The 18,088-nt window shown below is 62.4% G+C and carries 14 protein-coding genes; 5 read left to right on the forward strand and 9 right to left on the reverse strand.

The genetic code is table 11. The annotated features are described in order from the left end of the window. Positions 1-67: 67 nt before the first annotated feature. The 7 genes from MOV80_RS16220 to MOV80_RS16250 all read right to left on the reverse strand — a co-directional run bounded on the left by MOV80_RS16220 (position 68) and on the right by MOV80_RS16250 (position 8,663). A complete protein-coding gene (locus MOV80_RS16220) occupies positions 68-508 on the reverse strand; it encodes a PaaI family thioesterase (RefSeq protein ID WP_019100433.1) in 441 nt (146 codons plus the stop codon). Further along, a complete protein-coding gene (locus MOV80_RS16225) occupies positions 505-972 on the reverse strand; it encodes a PaaI family thioesterase (RefSeq protein WP_019100434.1) in 468 nt (155 codons plus the stop codon). The genes MOV80_RS16220 and MOV80_RS16225 overlap by 4 nt, the downstream gene beginning before the upstream one ends. Further along, complete coding sequence (gyrA, locus tag MOV80_RS16230; protein ID WP_249605315.1) at positions 969-3,680, reverse strand: DNA gyrase subunit A; 2,712 nt, start codon at positions 3,678-3,680, stop codon at positions 969-971. The genes MOV80_RS16225 and gyrA overlap by 4 nt, the downstream gene beginning before the upstream one ends. Positions 3,681-3,814: 134 nt before the next feature. Then, entirely contained in the window at positions 3,815-5,380 is a 1,566-nt protein-coding gene (rmuC, locus tag MOV80_RS16235; RefSeq protein ID WP_019100436.1) for a DNA recombination protein RmuC, read from the reverse strand. Next, on the reverse strand, positions 5,380-5,964 hold the full coding sequence (locus MOV80_RS16240) for an AAA family ATPase (protein WP_238537309.1): 585 nt from the start codon (positions 5,962-5,964) through the stop codon (positions 5,380-5,382). Before MOV80_RS16240 ends, rmuC begins: the two co-directional genes overlap by 1 nt. Then, positions 5,961-7,649, reverse strand: coding sequence for a single-stranded-DNA-specific exonuclease RecJ (recJ, locus tag MOV80_RS16245; RefSeq protein ID WP_249605316.1), 1,689 nt, complete (start codon positions 7,647-7,649; stop codon positions 5,961-5,963). The genes MOV80_RS16240 and recJ overlap by 4 nt, the downstream gene beginning before the upstream one ends. A 6-nt stretch (positions 7,650-7,655) precedes the next feature. After that, positions 7,656-8,663, reverse strand: coding sequence for a hypothetical protein (locus tag MOV80_RS16250; RefSeq protein WP_249605317.1), 1,008 nt, complete (start codon positions 8,661-8,663; stop codon positions 7,656-7,658). A gap of 239 nt (positions 8,664-8,902) precedes the next feature. Between MOV80_RS16250 and MOV80_RS16255 the strand changes: the two genes are divergently transcribed. The 5 genes from MOV80_RS16255 to MOV80_RS16275 all read left to right on the forward strand — a co-directional run bounded on the left by MOV80_RS16255 (position 8,903) and on the right by MOV80_RS16275 (position 16,614). Beyond that, complete coding sequence (locus tag MOV80_RS16255) at positions 8,903-10,237, forward strand: M23 family metallopeptidase (RefSeq protein ID WP_019100440.1); 1,335 nt, start codon at positions 8,903-8,905, stop codon at positions 10,235-10,237. Next, complete coding sequence (locus MOV80_RS16260) at positions 10,237-11,334, forward strand: anhydro-N-acetylmuramic acid kinase (protein ID WP_249605318.1); 1,098 nt, start codon at positions 10,237-10,239, stop codon at positions 11,332-11,334. The genes MOV80_RS16255 and MOV80_RS16260 overlap by 1 nt, the downstream gene beginning before the upstream one ends. Before the next feature lie 171 nt (positions 11,335-11,505). Next, the gene (locus MOV80_RS16265; protein WP_052052236.1) at positions 11,506-13,803 is read left to right on the forward strand and encodes a DNA translocase FtsK; all 2,298 of its coding nucleotides are present in this window, start codon (positions 11,506-11,508) and stop codon (positions 13,801-13,803) included. Positions 13,804-14,022: 219 nt separating this feature from the next. Then, positions 14,023-15,111 (forward strand): ferrochelatase, encoded by a 1,089-nt coding sequence (gene hemH / locus MOV80_RS16270; protein WP_081574099.1) that lies wholly within the window; start codon positions 14,023-14,025, stop codon positions 15,109-15,111. Between the two features lie 279 nt (positions 15,112-15,390). Continuing rightward, positions 15,391-16,614, forward strand: a complete 1,224-nt coding sequence (locus MOV80_RS16275) for a branched-chain amino acid ABC transporter substrate-binding protein (RefSeq protein WP_019101420.1) — start codon at positions 15,391-15,393, stop codon at positions 16,612-16,614. 111 nt (positions 16,615-16,725) lie between these two features. Here the strand turns inward: MOV80_RS16275 and MOV80_RS16280 are convergent, their stop codons facing one another. Both MOV80_RS16280 and MOV80_RS16285 read right to left on the reverse strand, forming a co-directional pair. Continuing rightward, the gene (locus tag MOV80_RS16280) at positions 16,726-17,541 is read right to left on the reverse strand and encodes a crotonase/enoyl-CoA hydratase family protein (RefSeq protein ID WP_249605319.1); all 816 of its coding nucleotides are present in this window, start codon (positions 17,539-17,541) and stop codon (positions 16,726-16,728) included. Continuing rightward, the gene (locus MOV80_RS16285) at positions 17,538-18,053 is read right to left on the reverse strand and encodes a DUF4442 domain-containing protein (RefSeq protein WP_043641837.1); all 516 of its coding nucleotides are present in this window, start codon (positions 18,051-18,053) and stop codon (positions 17,538-17,540) included. Before MOV80_RS16285 ends, MOV80_RS16280 begins: the two co-directional genes overlap by 4 nt. Positions 18,054-18,088 lie beyond the last annotated feature (35 nt).

The raw sequence follows: 18,088 nt of genomic DNA on the forward strand, positions 1-18,088 counted from the left end.
GCACCGGCGAACTCCGGGCCTTGGTATGCGAAGGCCCGATCGCTAAGCGCCGGGCCTTTGTTATAGTTTACTGACTGAGCAGGAAGTGGGCTCTCGCCACGGCAACCGGCTTTCGCCGGTCTTCTTGCCAGGCTTCGATCAGCACATTGGCCACCCGCTTGCCCTGCTTGGTGATCTCGCACTTGGCATACAAGGTTTGCGGCCGGCCCGGGCGCAGATAGTCCAGCGAGAAGTCGACGATCTTAGGCGTTTCCTGCGACTCCCGTATCCACATCAGATGCAACATTGCCGCGCTTTCCAGAAAACCGCCGATCAGCCCGCCGTGCAATGCCGGCAGAGCGGTATTGCCGACATTGCGCTCGGAGAACGGCAACTGGAACAGCAACTCGCCGGCGTCGTCCTCGCCCAACTCCACCCCCATCAGCTTGATGTAGGGCAGTTCGTCCACGATGAGCGCATAGGCTTTTTGATCGCGCAAGGCGTTGAAACGTTCCATGAAGCGGCTCATGCGGCGGCCTCCGGCAGCATCGGCGTCCGGCTGGATTCCCGCATGAAGGTGGCCACGCCGTGGGCGATCGGATCGCTGGGCGATTCGTGATAACACACGGCGCGGGTAAAGGCGATCTGGCTGGCCAGGCGATAGCATTCCGCCCTGCAGAAGATAGGCTTTCCCGGCGTGGCCGCCCTCAGGTAGTCGATGCGCAGATCCAGCGTGGCGATGGTTTCCAGCTCAGGCAGATGCGCCATCACAGCCACCGCGCTGCAGGTATCCACCAGCGAGGTGATCACCCCGCCGTGCAAAGTGCCGGTGGCCGGGTTGCCGACCAGATCCTCGCGCCAGTCCACCTTCAAAGTGGGCCGGCGTCCCTCGGTTCCGATGTATTGGAAACCCAGAGTGCGACAGTGCGGAAAGGAGACGAAAAGCTGGCTCATCGCCTCCAGCACTTCGGGATTGGCCGGCGTTGGAATCATGCCTCGCCGCCCTCGTCCGCGGCCTCGGCGCCGTCTTCGCCTTCCAGTGCCTCCGTCTCGTCGTCGCTATCGCCCTCCGCCACTTTTTCCAGGCCGATCAGCTGCTCGCCTTCGTCCAGATTGATCAGGCGCACCCCCTGAGCGGAACGGCCGGTTTCGCGCACTTCGGACACCTTAGTGCGAATCAGCACGCCACCGGTGGTGATCAGCATCACGTCGTCGGTTTCTTCCACTAGGCTGGCAGCCACCAGCTTGAGGCCGGTCTTGTCGGTCAGATCCATGGCGATCACGCCCTGGGTGCCGCGGCTGGTCAGGCGGAAATCACCGGTACGGGTGCGCTTACCGTAACCGCCGTTGCTGGCGGTCAGCACCATCTGGTCTTCGGAATTGGTCACCAGCAGGGAAATCAGCTTCTGGCCTTCGCCCAGCTTCATGCCGCGAACACCTCTGGAAGTGCGCCCCATCGGCCGCACCTGGCTTTCGCTGAAGCGGACCGACTTGCCGGCATCGGAGAACAGCATCACCTGATCGCCCTCGACCGGCAGGCCGTCCTCGATGAGTTCACCTTCAACCGCGATGTCTTCCTCTACGATGGCCTCGTCATCCTCGTCTCCCTGGCCTGCCACGCTCTTGCCGCAGGTCAGCGCCACGCCCACCAGGTAGTTGCCCTCGTCCAGATTGATGGCGATGATGCCCGCCGCGCGCGGCTTGGAGAAGGCGCGCAACGGCGTCTTCTTCACGGTGCCGTCGGCGGTGGCCATGAATACGTACTGGTCGTCGCGGAATTCCTTGACCGGCAACAGCGCGTTGATCTTCTCTCCCTCTTCCAGCGGCAGCACGTTGACCATGGGCTTGCCGCGGCTTTGTCGGCCGCCCTGCGGCAGGTCATAGACCTTGCGCCAGTAGCAGCGGCCGCGGCTGGAGAAGCACAGCACGAAGTCGTGGGTATTCGCCACGAACAGAGTGTCGATGAAATCGTCGTCCTTGGTGGCCGCCGCCTGCTTGCCTCGACCACCGCGGCGCTGAGCGCTGTAGTCGTCGATGGGTTGAGCCTTGATGTAGCCGGTGTGGGAAATGGTCACCACCATGTCCTGCGGGGTGATCAAGTCCTCGATATTGATATCGCCGCCAAAAGGCTCGATCTCGGAACGGCGCGCGTCGCCAAACTGGGCGCGAATGGCGGTCAGTTCTTCGCTGATGATCTGGTTGATGCGCTCCGGCTTGGCCAGGATGTCCAAGAGGTCCAGGATCACCGCCATGATGTCGCGGTATTCTGCGACGATCTTGTCCTGCTCCAGGCCGGTGAGGCGCTGCAAGCGCATTTCCAAAATAGCCTGGGCCTGGGCTTCGGACAAACGGTAACCGTTGGCCTTGAGGCCGAACTCTTCCGCCAGCCCGTCTGGGCGCGCCTTATCCTGATCGACGCGGGACAGCATTTCCTCCACCAGCTGCGAACGCCATTCGCGGTCCATCAGCGCGATCTTGGCTTGCGGCGGGGTTTCCGACGCTTTAATCAACGCGATGATTTCATCGACGTTGGACAGCGCGACAGCCAAACCTTCCAGGATGTGGCCCCGCTCGCGCGCCTTGCGCAATTCGAAGATGGTGCGTCGGGTCACCACTTCGCGGCGGTGACGCAGGAACTCCACCAGGATCTGCTTCAGGTTCAGCAAGCGCGGCTGGCCATCCACCAGCGCCACCATATTGATGCCGAAGCTGTCCTGCAGCTGGGTCATCTTGTACAGGTGATTGAGCACCACTTCCGGCATTTCGCCGCGCTTGAGCTCGATCACCACGCGCATGCCGGACTTGTCGGATTCGTCGCGCAGGTCGGAAATACCTTCGATCTGCTTGTCGCGCACCAGCTCGCCGATGCGCTCCAGCAGACGCGCCTTGTTTACCTGATACGGGATCTCGTCGACGATGATGGCCTGGCGATCGCCCTTGCCGATGTCTTCGAAATGAACGCGCGCGCGCATGATCACGCGGCCGCGGCCGGTGCGATAGCCTTCCTTGACGCCGGCGGTGCCGTAGATGATGCCGGCGGTGGGGAAGTCCGGCGCCGGAATGATGTCGATCAGCTCGTCAATGGTCAGCTCGCTGTTGGCCAGCAAGGCCAGGCAGGCGTCCACCACCTCGTTGAGATTGTGCGGCGGAATATTGGTGGCCATGCCCACTGCGATGCCGGAGGAGCCGTTGATCAGCAGATTGGGGATTTTGGCCGGAAGGATCAGCGGCTCGTGTTCGGAACCGTCGTAGTTGGGACCGAAGTCCACGGTTTCCTTCTCGATGTCGGCCAGAAGCTCATGGGCGATGCGCGCCATGCGGATCTCGGTGTAACGCATCGCGGCGGCGTTGTCGCCGTCCACCGAACCGAAGTTGCCCTGACCATCCACCAAGGGGTAGCGCAGCGAAAAGTCCTGCGCCATGCGCACGATAGTGTCGTACACCGCGGTGTCGCCGTGCGGGTGGTATTTACCGATCACGTCGCCAACGATACGCGCCGATTTCTTGTACGCGCGGTTCCAATCGTTGGACAGCTCGTGCATGGCGTACAGCACCCGACGGTGCACCGGCTTCAGGCCATCGCGCACATCAGGCAAGGCGCGGCCCACGATCACGCTCATCGCGTAATCCAGATAAGAGCGGCGCATCTCCTCTTCGAGGCTGATGGGGATGGTTTCCTTGGCGAACAGGTTATCGGTCATAGTTTCTTGATTCGTAAGGATGAACAGGCCGCCCTGCGTTTGCGGGTGCATTCACGCGCCCGCCGCAGGGCGGCCAGCATAGGTAATGACAGCTCGTATTCTATCACGAAACGGTCATCGCCAACCGACTTCCGTCAGTCCAGGCCGGCCTCTTCCGCCCCTTCCACGCCCTCGCCTTCCATCGCGCCCAGTTTAAGATGCTGCTGTAATTGCTTGTTATTGCGCACCCCCAGCTTGCGCAGACGCTCGGCGCTGGCCACCAGATTGCCGCGGCCTCCGGACAGCTGCTTCATCGCGTCGCCAAAACTGTCGCGAGCCACGTCCAACTGCTTGCCCAGTTTTTCCAGATTGGCGGCGAAGCCGACGAATTTGTCGTACATCGCCCCGCCCTGGCGGGCGATCTCCTGCGCGTTCTGGTTCTGGTATTCGTAGCGCCAGATGCTGGCCACGGTGCGTAGCGTCGCCAGCAAGGTACTGGGGCCGACGATCATGATGCGGCGCTCGAAAGCCTCGTTGAACAAACTCATATCCTGCTGCACCGCCAACAGATAGGCCGGCTCCACCGGAATGAACATGAACACGAAGTCCAGGGTGTTCAAACGATACAAGTCCTGGTAACGCTTTTCCGACAGCGTACGGATGTGATTGCGGATGGCCGCGACATGGGCCTTCATTTCCGTCGCCCGTTCCGCCTCGTCCTCTGCGGCGGTGTAGCGCACATAGGCGTTCAGCGATACCTTGGAATCCACCACCAGCTGCTTGCCTTCCGGCAGGTCTATCACCACGTCCGGCTGATAGCGGCGGTTGCCGTCTTCGCCGGCCACCACGTCGGACACTTGCACCCGGTACTCGCGATCCTTCTGCAGGCCGGAGGTTTCCAGCACCCGTTCCAGCACCATCTCGCCCCAAGAGCCCTGCGCCTTGCTGCTGGCACCGGTCAAGGCCTTGGTCAGCGCGATGGCGTCGTCGCCCAGCCGGCTATTGAGTTCTTGCAAGCGCCTGAGCTCCGCCTCCAGCGACAAGCGCCCCTGACTGTCTTTTTCATAACTGTCCTGCACCAGCTTGCCGAAATCTTGTAGCCGCTGCTGCAAGGGCCCGAGCAGATGACCGAGGTTCTGCTGATTCTGCTCGGTGAAACGCTTGGCCTTCTCTTCCAGGATATCCCCGGCCAGCGCCTTGAACTGCCCAGCCATGCTTTCGCGCGCCTCGGTCAACAAGGCCAGCTTCTCGGCGTTCTGGCCGCGCTCCTGCTCCAGCAGCGTCATCAGCTCCTGCTCGCGGGCGGTGAGCCGGGTAATTTCTTCGCCTTGCGTCTGCGCTTGCCCTTGCAGGACTGCCAGCATTTTCCCCTGCTCTTGGCTGGCGGCCAGCAGTGCGCCGACACGCCGTAACTCCGCCTGCAGAGCATCCAACTGCCGTTCCCGCTCCTGTGCTTGCCGCTCCAGCTCAGGTACCCGCTGAGCGCGCGCCACATAAGCGCCCAGTTGGGTCTGAGCATCGCCCAGTTGCTGCGCTTGTTGTTGCAATTGCGCGCGTGCGGCCTGCTCTCGCTCCCTGCACTCATCCAATTGCAAGCGCGACACCTCCTGCTGAGCCCGCTGATCCGCCGCTTGCCTCGCGAAGCGGCTGCGCAGCAAGGCAGCGGCCGCGCCGGCTGCCAGCAGCCCCAGCAACAGACCGATAACCAACATTTCCATCATCAAGCCTCAAATTGGCCGGCCCGCTCTCCACGGCGCGGCAGCGATTGTTCTATGACGAAGCGAAGCCGCTGCGCCAACGGCGCAGGCGGCACTTCGATTATTTGATAGCCCAGGCGTCGATACGTCCGTTCCATCGCGGCGCAAGTGCGCTCCGCCTCGGCGAAAGTCTGCTTGCGCTCCTGGTCCTGGATGAAAATATCGCGCCACGGCGGCAGCAAGAATACTTGGCGACAATAGCGGAACCGCTCTGCGGCGGATTGCATATGCGCGGGTATCGGCAGGCCCAGCAAATCGAGATAGCCCAGCACGTCGGGCAACCCTCGGTCGAAAAACACCGGCCCGGACAATCCCGCCGCCAACCGCAGGCTGCGCAGCTCCCAGGTCAGCATCGCTTCGGCGAAGGCGCGGGAGTTTCCCCAAGGCAAAGCCTGCCCGCCAATCAGCGTTTGGTCCTGGATGATGGCGCGGCCAGCCTCGTCCATCACAGAATATCCGGCGGCTCGCAAGGCCTCCAACAAAGCGCTCTTGCCCGCCCCCGGACCACCGGTCAACACCCGTAGGCGCGAATCCGCCCGCTCGTTCACGCCGCCGCCCAATGCTGCAAATACACTTGCAACTCCTTGCGGCCCTGCCATTCATTGGCGATCAACTGATACACCGCGTCGACATTGTCCGGCAGCCATTCCACCTGATTGAACAACATGGCGTCGAACTCCTCTCCGTCGCGCGCCAAGCGCAGCTTCAAGTGCTTGTCGCCAACCACGCGCTGGCTCATCACCGCGAAACGGTCGTGGAAGTAAGGCACGGGGAAGCCCTGGCCCCACACCTCGGCCGCCAATTGCTCGGCGAAGGCCAGGTTCAATTCGCGCGGCGCCAGGCTGCCGTCGGTTTCTATGGTGCGGGTCAGATGGCGCTCTTCCAACAACTCGCGCGCCACTGCCTCGAAGGCGCGCTGAAACTCGTCAAAGCGCGTCTGTTGCAGGCTAAGGCCGGCCGCCATCGCATGGCCGCCGAACTTGAGAATCAGGCCGGGATACCGCTTGAACACCAAGTCCAGCGCGTCGCGCAGATGGAAGCCGGGAATCGAGCGGCCGGAGCCCTTGATCTCGCCGTTGTCGCCGGGCGCGAACACGATGGCCGGCCGATGGAAGCGCTCCTTGAGCCGGGAGGCGACGATGCCGACCACGCCCTGATGCCAGTCGTCGCGGAACAGAGTCAGCGTGTAGCGGTTGTCGGCGTCGATGCCGGACAACGCCGCCAGCGCCTCGTCCTGCATGCCGTGCTCTATGCTGCGCCGTTCGCGGTTGAGCTGGTCCAGCTGTTGCGCCAGCCGCATCGCCTGCTCCTCATTGGCGGCCAGCAGGCAGGCGATGCCCAGGCTCATATCGTCTAGCCGGCCGGCGGCGTTCAAACGCGGGCCCAGTGTGAACCCCAGGTCAAAAGTGTTGGCCTTGTAATGCGCGCGGCCGGCGACGCGGAACAAAGCGGCGATGCCTGGCGCCATGCGGCCGGCGCGCATGCGCTTGAGGCCGTTTTCCACCAAGGTGCGATTGTTCTGATCCAGCCGCACCACGTCGGCCACCGTGCCCAGCGCCACGTAGTCCAGCAGCTCTCCCAGATTGGGCTGGCTACGCTCGTCAAACACTCCACGCCGGCGCATTTCGGCGCGCAGCGCCAGCAGCACGTAGAACATCACCCCCACGCCGGCCAGGTTCTTGGACGGAAATTCGCAGCCGGGCTGATTGGGGTTGACGATCAAGGCCTCCGGCAACACGTCGCCGGGCAAGTGGTGATCGGTGACCAGCACTTCAATGCCGAGCGCCTTGGCGGCGAGCACGCCGTCCACGCTGGCGATGCCGTTGTCCACGGTGACAATGATGTCCGGGTTTTGACGCGCGGCCAGCTCAACGATCTCCGGCGTCAGGCCGTAACCGTACTCGAAGCGATTTGGCACGATGAAGTCAACGCGCGCGCCCAGCATGGACAAGCCCTTGACCGCCACCGCGCAGGCGGTGGCGCCGTCGGCGTCGTAATCCGCCACCACCAACAGGCGTTGACGGCCGGCGATGGCTTCGGCCAGGCGCTCCGCCATCGGCTGGATGTTTTTCAGGTTTTGATAGGGCAGCAGCGCCTTGAGGCCGTAATCCAGCTCGGCGCAGTCGCAAATGCCGCGCGCGGCGTACAACCTCGCCATCAACGGGCTCAAGCCCTGACGCAGCAATTGTTCATGAGTATCGGCGGGAATGCTTCGGGAAACGATTTGGGACATGTTTTCTCAATACAAGGCGGACAACGGCAGCGGCCGCTTCCAGAATTTCCACAGGTCGTTGCGGCGCACCTTCAGTTCCAGCCCGCCGTGACCATGCGCGCGCAAGACCAGGCTATCGATCCGGCCCTGACGCAGCGCCCGCAACAAGGGAGCGAACCAGTCGCGCTCCAGTCGTTGCAACGCTTCGCGCCAGCCCCAGGCGTCGCGGTACTGCGCCGCCGCCTGCACGGCGTCCAGCGCCACCAGGCAGTCGCGGACGCCGGCCTGCTCGACGAAGCCGGCGAAGTCGTAAGGCGCCGGCAGGCACGGCGCGCCGGCCTCGGCCGCGATCCAGCCCAACCAGTCCTCGTCGGCGAACACCTGTTCCGCCGGCGCGCGCCAGCCCGGCTCTACGCCGCCGCCCCACAGCCATAAACTGTTGACGCCGAGTTCCCCGCGCGCCTCGCGCTCATCGTTCAGCGGATGGGCGTACAGCAGCATCTGCAACTCGTTCAGCAAGCGGCTCCAGTCCAGGCCGCGCTCGCCCTGCGGCAAATGCGCGTTAATGTCCTCGCCCACCACATCCGGCAGCGGGCTGAAGCTGGCCGCCGCGGGCGCGTCCAGCTGCAACAGCCAACGGCCCGGCTCCAGCGGATGGATGCGCCAGCCGTCGTCGGCGAAATGGCGGTTAGCCGCGTCGGCCAGGGTTTCGGCCTCGGCCTGGCTCAAGCTCATCACGCCGACATCAGCCAGCAAGACGCGGTCGCGATCCACACGCACATGCACCGGATCGGCCAGCAGCCAATCTCCCTGTTCCGCCGGCAAGCCGGCCTGACGCGCCCGAAGCCTCGCCAGGCCGTCCGCGGAGCCGCGCCACGGCGCGGTCAAGAGCTCGCTCAGCGTCGCCGGTCCGGCGGCGCGTTCTCCCTGGCCCAACAAGCGTTGCAGGGCGGGAAGTTCCAGCCCCTTGCACACATCGGCGCCGTCGTGGCCGTCCAGCCAAAGCAGACCGGGCAACAACAATGTCAATTTCATTTATCGCTACACTTGGATGACGAGATCGAAGTAATATCAAAGCCTTGCGAAAACGCCCTGGCATGGGCCCTGGGCGAAATCAGGCGGATAGCATCCGGAATCGCGGCTATAATTTACAGTTTGCACAGGAACTTATGCCGCGCAAGCTCCCCAAATGTTGAGACGCGGCCGCAAGGCCTGTGATTGGCAAATACGGAATTTACAAAGGTTGGCTCATGGCCAGCCTTTTATAGTGAACGATGGATTATCGCAAACTGCTACATATCCCGCAAAAATGCTTCCACAAGCTGATGAACCATCATCTGAGCTTGATCGGCGCGGCCGCCTCCCTGCCCTTGTTCGGCATGGCCACCGCCTTCGCCGTGGCTCAGAACGGCGCTCAGCCCGCCAAACCGGAAGTTTTGCAAAAAGAAGTGACCGAGCAACTGACCCTGCCGGCTTTTTCCTTCAACGAAAGCGCCACCCGTTACTGGCGAGACGAGGCGATTCAACGCGGCGACACCATCGCCCGCGTGCTGAACCGGCTGGGCATCCGCGACAGCGAAGCCAACCGCTTTCTGCACTCCAGCCCGCTGTCCAAGGACTTGCTCAAGTTGAAGACCGGCGCCACGCTGTCGGTGCAGACCAACGATTTGGGCGAATTGTTCGGCCTGCGTTTTCTCAATGACGACGAAAACGGCGAGCAAGTGCTGGTGGCCATCGAAAAGGTCAACGGCGAATGGCAGGCCAGCGCCGACCCGATCGCCACCGAAGCGGTGCAGACGGTGCGCTCGCTGCTGATCACCCGCTCCGTGGGCGCCGCGCTGGCCAAAGCCCAAGTACCGCGCGACATCCGCGCCCAATTGACGGAAATCTTCGCCGATCAATTCAACATCAACTCTCTGGGCAAAGGCGACCGCATCAATCTGGTGTACGAAACCCTGCTCTACAACGGCGCGCCCATCGCCGCCGGCAACCTGCTGGCTGTGGAAATTCAACGCTCCGGCAAGCTTCACCAAGCCTTCTACTTTGCTCATGACAGCGAGTCCGGCGCCTATTACGACGCGCTGGGCAAGCCCATCAAACAGGGCTTCAGCCATCAGCCGGTGGCCAACGCACGCATCAGCTCCGGCTTTGGCTTCCGCAAGCACCCGATACTGCGCTCCTTGCGCCTGCATTCCGGCGTGGACTACGCCGCCGCCAGCGGCACTCCCATCATTGCCCCTGCCGACGGCACCATGGTCAAGGTGGAACGCCAAAACGGCTATGGCAATATGGTGGAAATCCGCCACAATCAAAAAATGACCACGCTGTACGCGCACATGAGCCGCTTCGCCCCTGGCGCCCGTTCCGGCAAAAGCGTCAAGGCCGGCGAGGTGATAGGCTACGTCGGCAGCACCGGCCGCTCCACCGGCCCCCATCTGCACTTTGAGGTGCGGATCAACGGCCAGGCGGTGGACCCGGCCACCAACGCCTTGCCGACGCCGGGCCTGAGCGCCACTCAGCTGGCCGAATTCAAATCCGGCAACCAGGCGCTGACCGCGCACCTGAAACTACTGCGCGAACTGCCCACCAACATCGCATTGCTAGACTGATGAATCAACGCTTGATCGGACTGATGTCCGGCACCAGCCTGGACGGCGTCGACGCCGTGCTGGTGCGCTTCAACGAACAAGGCGCGCTCCGCGTCGAAGCCGACTACTTCGTTGCCTACCCGCCGCGACTGCGCGAACAGGCGCTGGCGCTGCAGGCCATCGGCGACAATGAGCTGGATCGCGCCGCCCGGCTGGCCAATGAGTTGGCCGAGCTCTACGCCCAGGCGGTTAACGGCCTGATGGCCGCTGAAGAGCTGAAGCCGGCTGACATCGCAGCCGTCGCCAGCCACGGCCAAACCATACGCCACGCCCCGGACGCCGGCTACACCTGGCAAATAGGCAATATGGCCCGCCTTGCCGAGCTGACCCACATCGATGTAATCGCCGATTTCCGCAGCCGCGACCTGGCCGCCGGCGGCCAGGGCGCGCCTCTGGTGCCGGCCTTCCATCAGGCGGTGTTTGGCACGCCGGAGCAAAACCGGGTGATTCTCAACATCGGCGGCATCAGCAACCTGACCCGCCTTCACCCAAACCAAGCGGTGATCGGCTTCGACTGCGGTCCCGGCAATATGCTGATGGACGCCTGGTGCCTACGCCATCAGGGCCACCCTTACGATGCCGACGGCCAATGGGCCAGCCAGGGCGTGGTGGAGTCTTCGCTGTTGCAGGCGCTGCTGGACGAACCCTTCTTCCGGCAGCCCCCGCCCAAGAGTACCGGCCGCGACCTGTTCGATCTGCCTTGGCTGGAGCAAAAACTGCTGGGCCGTCACGTGCCCGCCGTCGACGTGCAAGCCACGCTGCTGGAGCTGAGCGCGCGCGGCATCGCTCAGGCCATCACCCTGCATTGCCCGGCAAACCAGGCTATCTTCGTCTGCGGCGGCGGGGCGCGCAACGGCGCGCTGATGCGTCGCCTGAGCGCCTTGCTGCCGGAACAAAACATCGCCGGCACCGCCGCGCTGGGCCTGCCCGAACACCAAGTGGAGGCCGCCGCCTTCGCCTGGCTGGGCTGGCGCTTCCTGCGCCGCCTCGCCGGCAACCTGCCGGAAGTGACCGGCGCCGCCGGCGAACGCGTACTCGGCGCGCTATACCCCAAATAAGCGCCTCAAAGCCTGTTCCAAGGCCTTGCGTGTCAACACAACAGACTTTGATACACAGTCTCTAAAGGGAACGCCATCAAGACTTGTCAGCAAAACCGAATACATTCCGACACGCTTAAACGAGGCGTGTCAGGCTATAATCAGCGACAGTCATAGCCAAACAAGAGAAAAATGCGACTTTTCAAGCGCAAAGCCGTAGTCAAAAACAGCCAGACCCCGTTGCCGCCGCAGCTGGCCTCGCTGCTGCGCGAGGCGTGGTGGCTGCTGATGGCCGTATTGGCCGTCTACCTGGTGCTGGTGCTGGCAAGCTACTCCCCGCAAGACCCCTCCTGGTCCCATAGCTCCTCAGATCCCACCGTGCGCAATTACGGCGGCGCTTTCGGCGCTTGGCTGTCCGATATGCTGCTCTACGTGTTCGGCTTGTCGGCCTGGTGGCTGGTGGTGTTCTGCCTAGTGGCCATCGCCTGGGGCTATCAGCGCATGGAAACACTGGGCTTCAAGCTCAACCCCATCACCGTCGCCGCCATCGGCGGCTTTCTACTGCTGCTGTTTTCCAGCGCCAGCATAGAGGCCATCATCCTGGCGGAAAAAGCGCTCAATCTGCCCCTGTCCGCCGGTGGCATGCTGGGGCATTTCATCGGCCTCGGCATCGCCCACGGCCTGGGCCTGTCTGGCGCCTACCTCTTGCTCAGCGTGCTCGCCGCCATCGGTTTTTCCCTGTTCACCGGGCTGTCTTGGCTCGACATCATGGAGCGGCTGGGCGGCGCGCTGGAAGACGGCGCCTTGAAACTGTGGCACAACTGGCAGGCACGCAAAGATCGCGAAATCGGCAAAGAGATCGCGCAAAAGCGCGAAGCCAAGATCACCACCGAGAAAAAGAAGAACGAGGAGAAAAGCCCGCTGCGGATCGAGCCTCCAGTGCTGGACGTGCCGCTGTCCACCAAGGCTCAAAAGCCAGTGCAACAATCCTTGTTCGCCGACCCCAAGGACGGCGCGCTGCCCGGCCTGACACTGCTGGAGGCGCCCAAGGAACAACAGGAACCGGTGTCGCAGGATACGGTTGAATACACTTCGCGGCTGATCGAGCGCAAGCTGGCCGATTTCGGGGTCGACGTCAAAGTGGTGGCGGCCTATCCCGGCCCAGTGATTACTCGCTACGAGGTGGAACCGGCGGTGGGCGTAAAGGGCGCTCAGGTCGTCAATTTGATGAAGGATCTGGCGCGCGCGCTGTCTCTGGTTTCCATCCGGGTGGTGGAAACCATTCCCGGTAAAACCTATATGGGCCTGGAACTCCCCAACCCCAAACGCCAGATCGTGCGCCTCTCGGAAATCGTCGGCTCCGACGGCTACCAGAACATGGCTTCCAAGCTGACCATGGCCTTGGGCAAGGACATCGCCGGACAACCCGTGTCCGCCGACCTCGCCAAGATGCCACACGTGCTGGTGGCCGGCACCACCGGCTCCGGCAAATCAGTGGCCATCAACGCGATGATCTTGTCGCTGCTGTACAAGTCCACGCCCAAAGAAGTGCGGCTGATCATGGTCGACCCCAAAATGCTGGAGCTGTCGATCTATGAAGGCATTCCTCACCTACTGGCCCCGGTGGTCACCGACATGAAACAAGCCGCCAACGCGCTGAACTGGTGCGTGGCGGAGATGGAACGCCGCTATAAACTGATGTCCAAGCTGGGCGTGCGCAACCTGGCCGGGTTCAACCAAAAGATCAAGGACGCGGACAAGGCCGGCGAAAAGATCCCCAACCCCTTCAGCCTGAGCCCGGAAACCCCGGAACCGCTGGACACCCTGCCTTTGATCGTGGTGGTGATAGACGAGCTGGCCGATCTAATGATGGTGGCTGGCAAGAAGATAGAAGAACTGATCGCTCGCTTGGCGCAGAAGGCCCGCGCCGCCGGCATCCACCTGATCCTGGCCACTCAGCGGCCGTCTGTGGACGTGATCACCGGCCTGATCAAGGCCAATATCCCGACGCGAATCGCCTTCCAGGTATCCAGCAAGATAGACAGCCGCACCATTCTGGATCAAATGGGCGCGGAAACCCTGCTCGGTCAAGGCGATATGCTCTATCTGCCGCCGGGCACCGGCTATCCGGTCCGGGTCCATGGCGCCTTCGTCGCCGACGAAGAAGTCCACCATGTGGTGGAGTTCCTGAAAAGCACCGGCGGCCCGGACTATGTGGAAGGCATTCTCACCGGCCAGAGCGACAGCGAAGACGGTTCGCCCTCCGGCCTTGACGGCGAGGCGAACGGCGAAGCCGACCCGCTTTACGACGAAGCCGTCGCCATTGTGCTCAAGACGCGCAAGGCGTCGATCTCCTCTGTGCAGCGCCATCTGCGCATAGGCTACAACCGCGCCGCGCGACTGATTGAGCAGATGGAATCCGCCGGCCTGGTTTCGGCGATGGAAAGCAACGGCAACCGCGCAGTGCTGGCGCCGTCCCGCGAAGACTAAGAACAGTTTACGATCTCGCGAGCTGAGGCGAGACAAGGTGAAAACCGCTGAGAAAGCGGAGTGTGCACACGGTACATGAGCATTTCGGATGGCGCACTCACCAAGCCTCGTTTCACGACGCGCAGCAGATCGCAAACAGGTCTTAAGATCACCCGGCCGCTGCCCCCCTAAAAACCCAACCGGGCGCAACGCCGCCCAGCACCAACCAAGAGGTCACGCATGGCGGATTTCAAGCCCGAACCCCCTTTTCGCCACGATTACACGCCCAAAACCGGTGTGCTGCTGATGAATCTGGGCACGCCGCAAGCCCCCACCGCCAAGGCTCTGCGCCCCTACCTGAAAGAGTTTCTTTCCGACCGCCGCGTGATCGAAATCCCGCGCGCGCTCTGGTGGCTGATCCTCAACGGCGTCATCCTGAACACCCGCCCCGCCCAATCCGCCAAAAAATACGCGGCGATCTGGGAGAAGGACGGTTCGCCGCTTTATACCCACACCCGCAAGCAGGCCACGTTAATCAAAGGCCAGTTGGGTGAAATGGGGCTGCGCGACTTAGTCGTGGATTTCGCCATGCGCTACGGCGAACCCTCGGTGGAAAGCGTGATCGCCCGCATGCGAGAACAAGGCGTGGAACGTCTGCTGGTGGTGCCTTTGTATCCTCAATACGCGGCTTCCTCCAGCGCCACTGCGCTGGATCAGGTATTCCGCTCCCTGATGAAACTGCGCAATATGCCGGAGCTGCGCACCGTTCGTCATTTTCACGACGATCCCGGCTATATCCGCGCGCTGGCGGAACAAGTGCGCTCGCATTGGCGCGAACATGGCCGCGGCGACAAATTGGTGATGAGCTTTCACGGCGTCCCCCGGTTCACCCGCGACAAAGGCGACCCTTACCACTGTGAATGCCAGAAAACCGGCCGCTTATTGGCGGAAGAATTGGGCTTGTCGCAACAGGAATACCAAGTGTGCTTCCAAAGCCGATTCGGTCGCGCGGAATGGCTGCAGCCTTATACCAGCGAAGTATTGACTCAACTAGGCAAGGACAAGACCGGCAAGCTGGATATTCTCTGCCCCGGCTTTATCGCCGACTGCCTGGAAACGCTGGAGGAAATCGCGATGGAAGGCAAGGAAACCTTCCTCAGCCACGGGGGCGGCGAATATCGATACATTTCTTGTTTGAACGAAAACCCGCAATGGATTCTCGCAATCTCGACTATGATCAAAAAGAATCTGTCGGGATGGTGCGAAGCGCCGGAGGAAAACGCCCTGCTGCGCCAGCAGCGAGCCCAGACGCTGGGCGCCAAGGCCTGAAACAAGACTGCCGGCAAAAATCCGAGCAAGTCTTTTAAATTCAAAAACTTGAATTACAAGAAACGCCCCCTGGCAATTATTCCAGGGGGCGTTTGCGCTTTAGACACACCATTGGCAAAGAAGTTTACAAATAGTTGCATCCCTCCCCGGTTTTGACATTGACACTCGCGCAAACAGCTACCCATAATCAAACGCAACCAACGGTCATTTCACCAAAATGCCGTTGGCCACAAAGAGATGACTAGAGTCTACAGAATAGAGAATCAGGGGATACATCACATGAACAAATATGTCCGCCTCAGCGTCATTGCCGCTGCCGCCATGACCCTGGCCGCCTGCGGCAAGCAGGAGCAACCAGCCGCCAATCAGGCGGCTTCGGCCCCGGCTCAAGCCGCTGGCGACGGCGCCGTCGTCAAGATCGGCCAGGTATCGCCGATGTCCGGTCCCATTTCCCATTTGGGCAAGGACAACGAGTACGGCGCCAAACTGGCCATCGCCGATCTGAACGCCGCCGGCGTGGAGATCGGCGGGAAGAAGCTCAAATTCGAACTGGTGTCGGAAGATGACCAAGGCGACCCGAAAATCGGCACCCAAGTGGCGCAGCGCCTGGTTGACGCCGGCGTCGCCGGCGTGGTGGGTCACTTGAACTCCGGCACCACCATCCCCGCGTCCAAGATTTACTCCGACGCGGGCATTCCTCAAATCTCCCCCTCCGCCACCAACCCGGACTACACCAAGCAAGGCTTCAAGACCACCTTCCGCGTGATCGCCAACGACGTGCAGCAAGGCCGCGCGTTGGGCGAATTCGCCGCCACCGGGCTGAAGGCCAAGAAGATCGCCATCATCGACGACCGCACCGCTTACGGACAAGGCCTCGCCGACCAGTTCGAGGCCGCGGTCAAGGGCAAGGGCGCCGAAGTGGTGAAACGCGAGTTCACCACCAACACCGCCACCGACTTCAACGCCATCCTGACCTCAATCAAGGCCAGCAAGCCGGACCTGATTTTCTACGGCGGCATGGACGCGCAAGCCGGCCCCTTGGCCAAGCAGATGCAGCGCCTGGGCCTCAAGGCCAAACTGATGGGCGGCGACGGCTGGCAGACGCCGGAATTCATCAAACTGGCCGGCGAGGCCTCCGACGGGCAATACGCGTCCAGCTGCGGCGTGCCGCGCGACAAGATGCCCGGCTTCGCGGCGTTCAACGATAAGTTCAAGAAGCAGTTCAATACCGAGGTGCAGATCTACGCGCCGTATGAATACGATGCGGTAATGGTGCTGGTGGACGCGATGAAGCGCGCCAAATCCACCGACCCCAAGACCTATCTGGCCGAAGTGGGCAAGACCGGCTACACCGGCGTGACAGGCAAGATCGCCTTTGACGACAAGGGCGACATCAAGAACGGCGCGGTCACCGTGTATCAGGTCAAGGGCGGCAAGTGGGAAGTGGTGTCCACCGTCGGCGGCGAAGCCGCCGCCGCGCCGGCCGCCAGCGCCGCTCAGTAAGCGCTGCCGAACCCGCTTGACTCAAAAAGAGGCGCTCCGCGCCTCTTTTTCTTTGCCCGCCGCCAACGACAATGGCGCCCGCAGGCGCCATTGGGAACAGACAAACCGCGCTCAGTCGCGGAACTGCGCCGCGTGGCCGGTCAGGATGGCCATGCCGGCCTTTTGGATATCCTCGGAGATCAGCATCGCCGCGTTCCAGCTCGCCACATAATTAAGGCCGTCCGCCACCGAATGGTCGCGGCTGTAGTTGAGCACTTCCTTGCAGCCGCGCATCGCCAGCGGCGACTTGCCGGCGATCAGCCGCGCCGACTCCAGCGCCGCTTCCAGCACCGCGGCCGCATCCGGCAGCACTCGGTTGACCAGACGCATCGCCAACGCCTCTTCCGCGGCCACGTCGCGGCCGGTCAACGCCAGTTCGCGCGCCATGCCCTCGCCCACCACGCGTGGTAGCCGCTGTAGCGACCCCACGTCCGCCACCATGCCCACGTCGATCTCCCGCACCGAGAACACCGCATCCGCGGCGGCGAAGCGGAAGTCCGCGGCCAGCGCGATATCCAGGCCGCCGCCGACGCAAGCGCCATGCACCGCGGCGATCACCGGCTTGCGGCAATGCTCCAGACTATTGACGCAGTCCTGCAGATCCAGGATCAGTCTACGCAGCTTCTCGCGCTTGCGCGCCTCGCAATCGTCGGCGATCTCCGCCTGCACGCCCATCAGCATGCCTAGGTCGATACCAGAACAGAAATGCCTGCCCTCGCCGGCCAACACGCCCACGCGCGCCTCGGGAGCGTCGTCCAGCCACTCGAAAGCGGCGCGCAAATCCTGCCACATTTGCCGGTTCAGGGCATTGGCCTTATCCGCGCGGCTGAGGCGAATCAGCGCTACATGCTCGTTCAGTTCGATCCGCATCGTTTCCAGATTGATCATGCCGCCGCTCCTTGTTCCGGACGCTTCTTGGGAATCCACGCCCACAGCATTTCGCATTCGATCGGCGATTCGCCGGATTCGTCGGTGACAAGCACCGGCACCAGCACCTCGCCCTTTTCCGTGTCGTGCATCAGCTGAATCTGTTCCGCGTTCAGGCTGGCCACCGCGCGCATATCCCCTTGCGAACGACGCACGTAGTTGACCTTCATGGACTTAAGCAGCATCAGCTTGTCGTCCGGCATGTTCATGCCGACGACAAAGCCGGTCGAAGTCTCCGCCAGCAAGGCCATCGCCGCGGCGTGCACGCCGCGAATGTGGTTCTGCACCTTCTTGCGGTTGCGAATGGACACCGTCAAGCGCTGATGGCCCACCTCCTCGAAACGCAGGCCGGCCGTGGACAGAAACGGCACGATCTTGCCGAACATCATACTCAATACGGTGCTGCGCATTCCCGCCGGCAACTTGCCCACTTTGTCGGCAATACGGCTCATGCTGTTTTTCTTGTACTCCATGTAGCGCCCCTCTGTTGTTGTCGTGATTCCGGCAC

It is taken from the genome of Chromobacterium sp. IRSSSOUMB001, assembly GCF_023507765.1.
Lineage (GTDB): Bacteria > Pseudomonadota > Gammaproteobacteria > Burkholderiales > Chromobacteriaceae > Chromobacterium > Chromobacterium haemolyticum.

Bases quoted from the DNA above. Each gene is read 5' to 3' on its own strand.
- MOV80_RS16220 (WP_019100433.1), bottom strand. From the start codon at position 508: ATGAGCCGCTTCATGGAACGTTTCAACGCCTTGCGCGATCAAAAAGCC.
- MOV80_RS16225 (WP_019100434.1), bottom strand. From the start codon at position 972: ATGATTCCAACGCCGGCCAATCCCGAAGTGCTGGAGGCGATGAGCCAG.
- gyrA (WP_249605315.1), bottom strand. From the start codon at position 3,680: ATGACCGATAACCTGTTCGCCAAGGAAACCATCCCCATCAGCCTCGAA.
- rmuC (WP_019100436.1), bottom strand. From the start codon at position 5,380: ATGATGGAAATGTTGGTTATCGGTCTGTTGCTGGGGCTGCTGGCAGCC.
- recJ (WP_249605316.1), bottom strand. From the start codon at position 7,649: ATGTCCCAAATCGTTTCCCGAAGCATTCCCGCCGATACTCATGAACAA.
- MOV80_RS16250 (WP_249605317.1), bottom strand. From the start codon at position 8,663: ATGAAATTGACATTGTTGTTGCCCGGTCTGCTTTGGCTGGACGGCCAC.
- MOV80_RS16255 (WP_019100440.1), top strand. From the start codon at position 8,903: ATGGATTATCGCAAACTGCTACATATCCCGCAAAAATGCTTCCACAAG.
- MOV80_RS16260 (WP_249605318.1), top strand. From the start codon at position 10,237: ATGAATCAACGCTTGATCGGACTGATGTCCGGCACCAGCCTGGACGGC.
- MOV80_RS16265 (WP_052052236.1), top strand. From the start codon at position 11,506: ATGCGACTTTTCAAGCGCAAAGCCGTAGTCAAAAACAGCCAGACCCCG.
- hemH (WP_081574099.1), top strand. From the start codon at position 14,023: ATGGCGGATTTCAAGCCCGAACCCCCTTTTCGCCACGATTACACGCCC.
- MOV80_RS16275 (WP_019101420.1), top strand. From the start codon at position 15,391: ATGAACAAATATGTCCGCCTCAGCGTCATTGCCGCTGCCGCCATGACC.
- MOV80_RS16280 (WP_249605319.1), bottom strand. From the start codon at position 17,541: ATGATCAATCTGGAAACGATGCGGATCGAACTGAACGAGCATGTAGCG.
- MOV80_RS16285 (WP_043641837.1), bottom strand. From the start codon at position 18,053: ATGGAGTACAAGAAAAACAGCATGAGCCGTATTGCCGACAAAGTGGGC.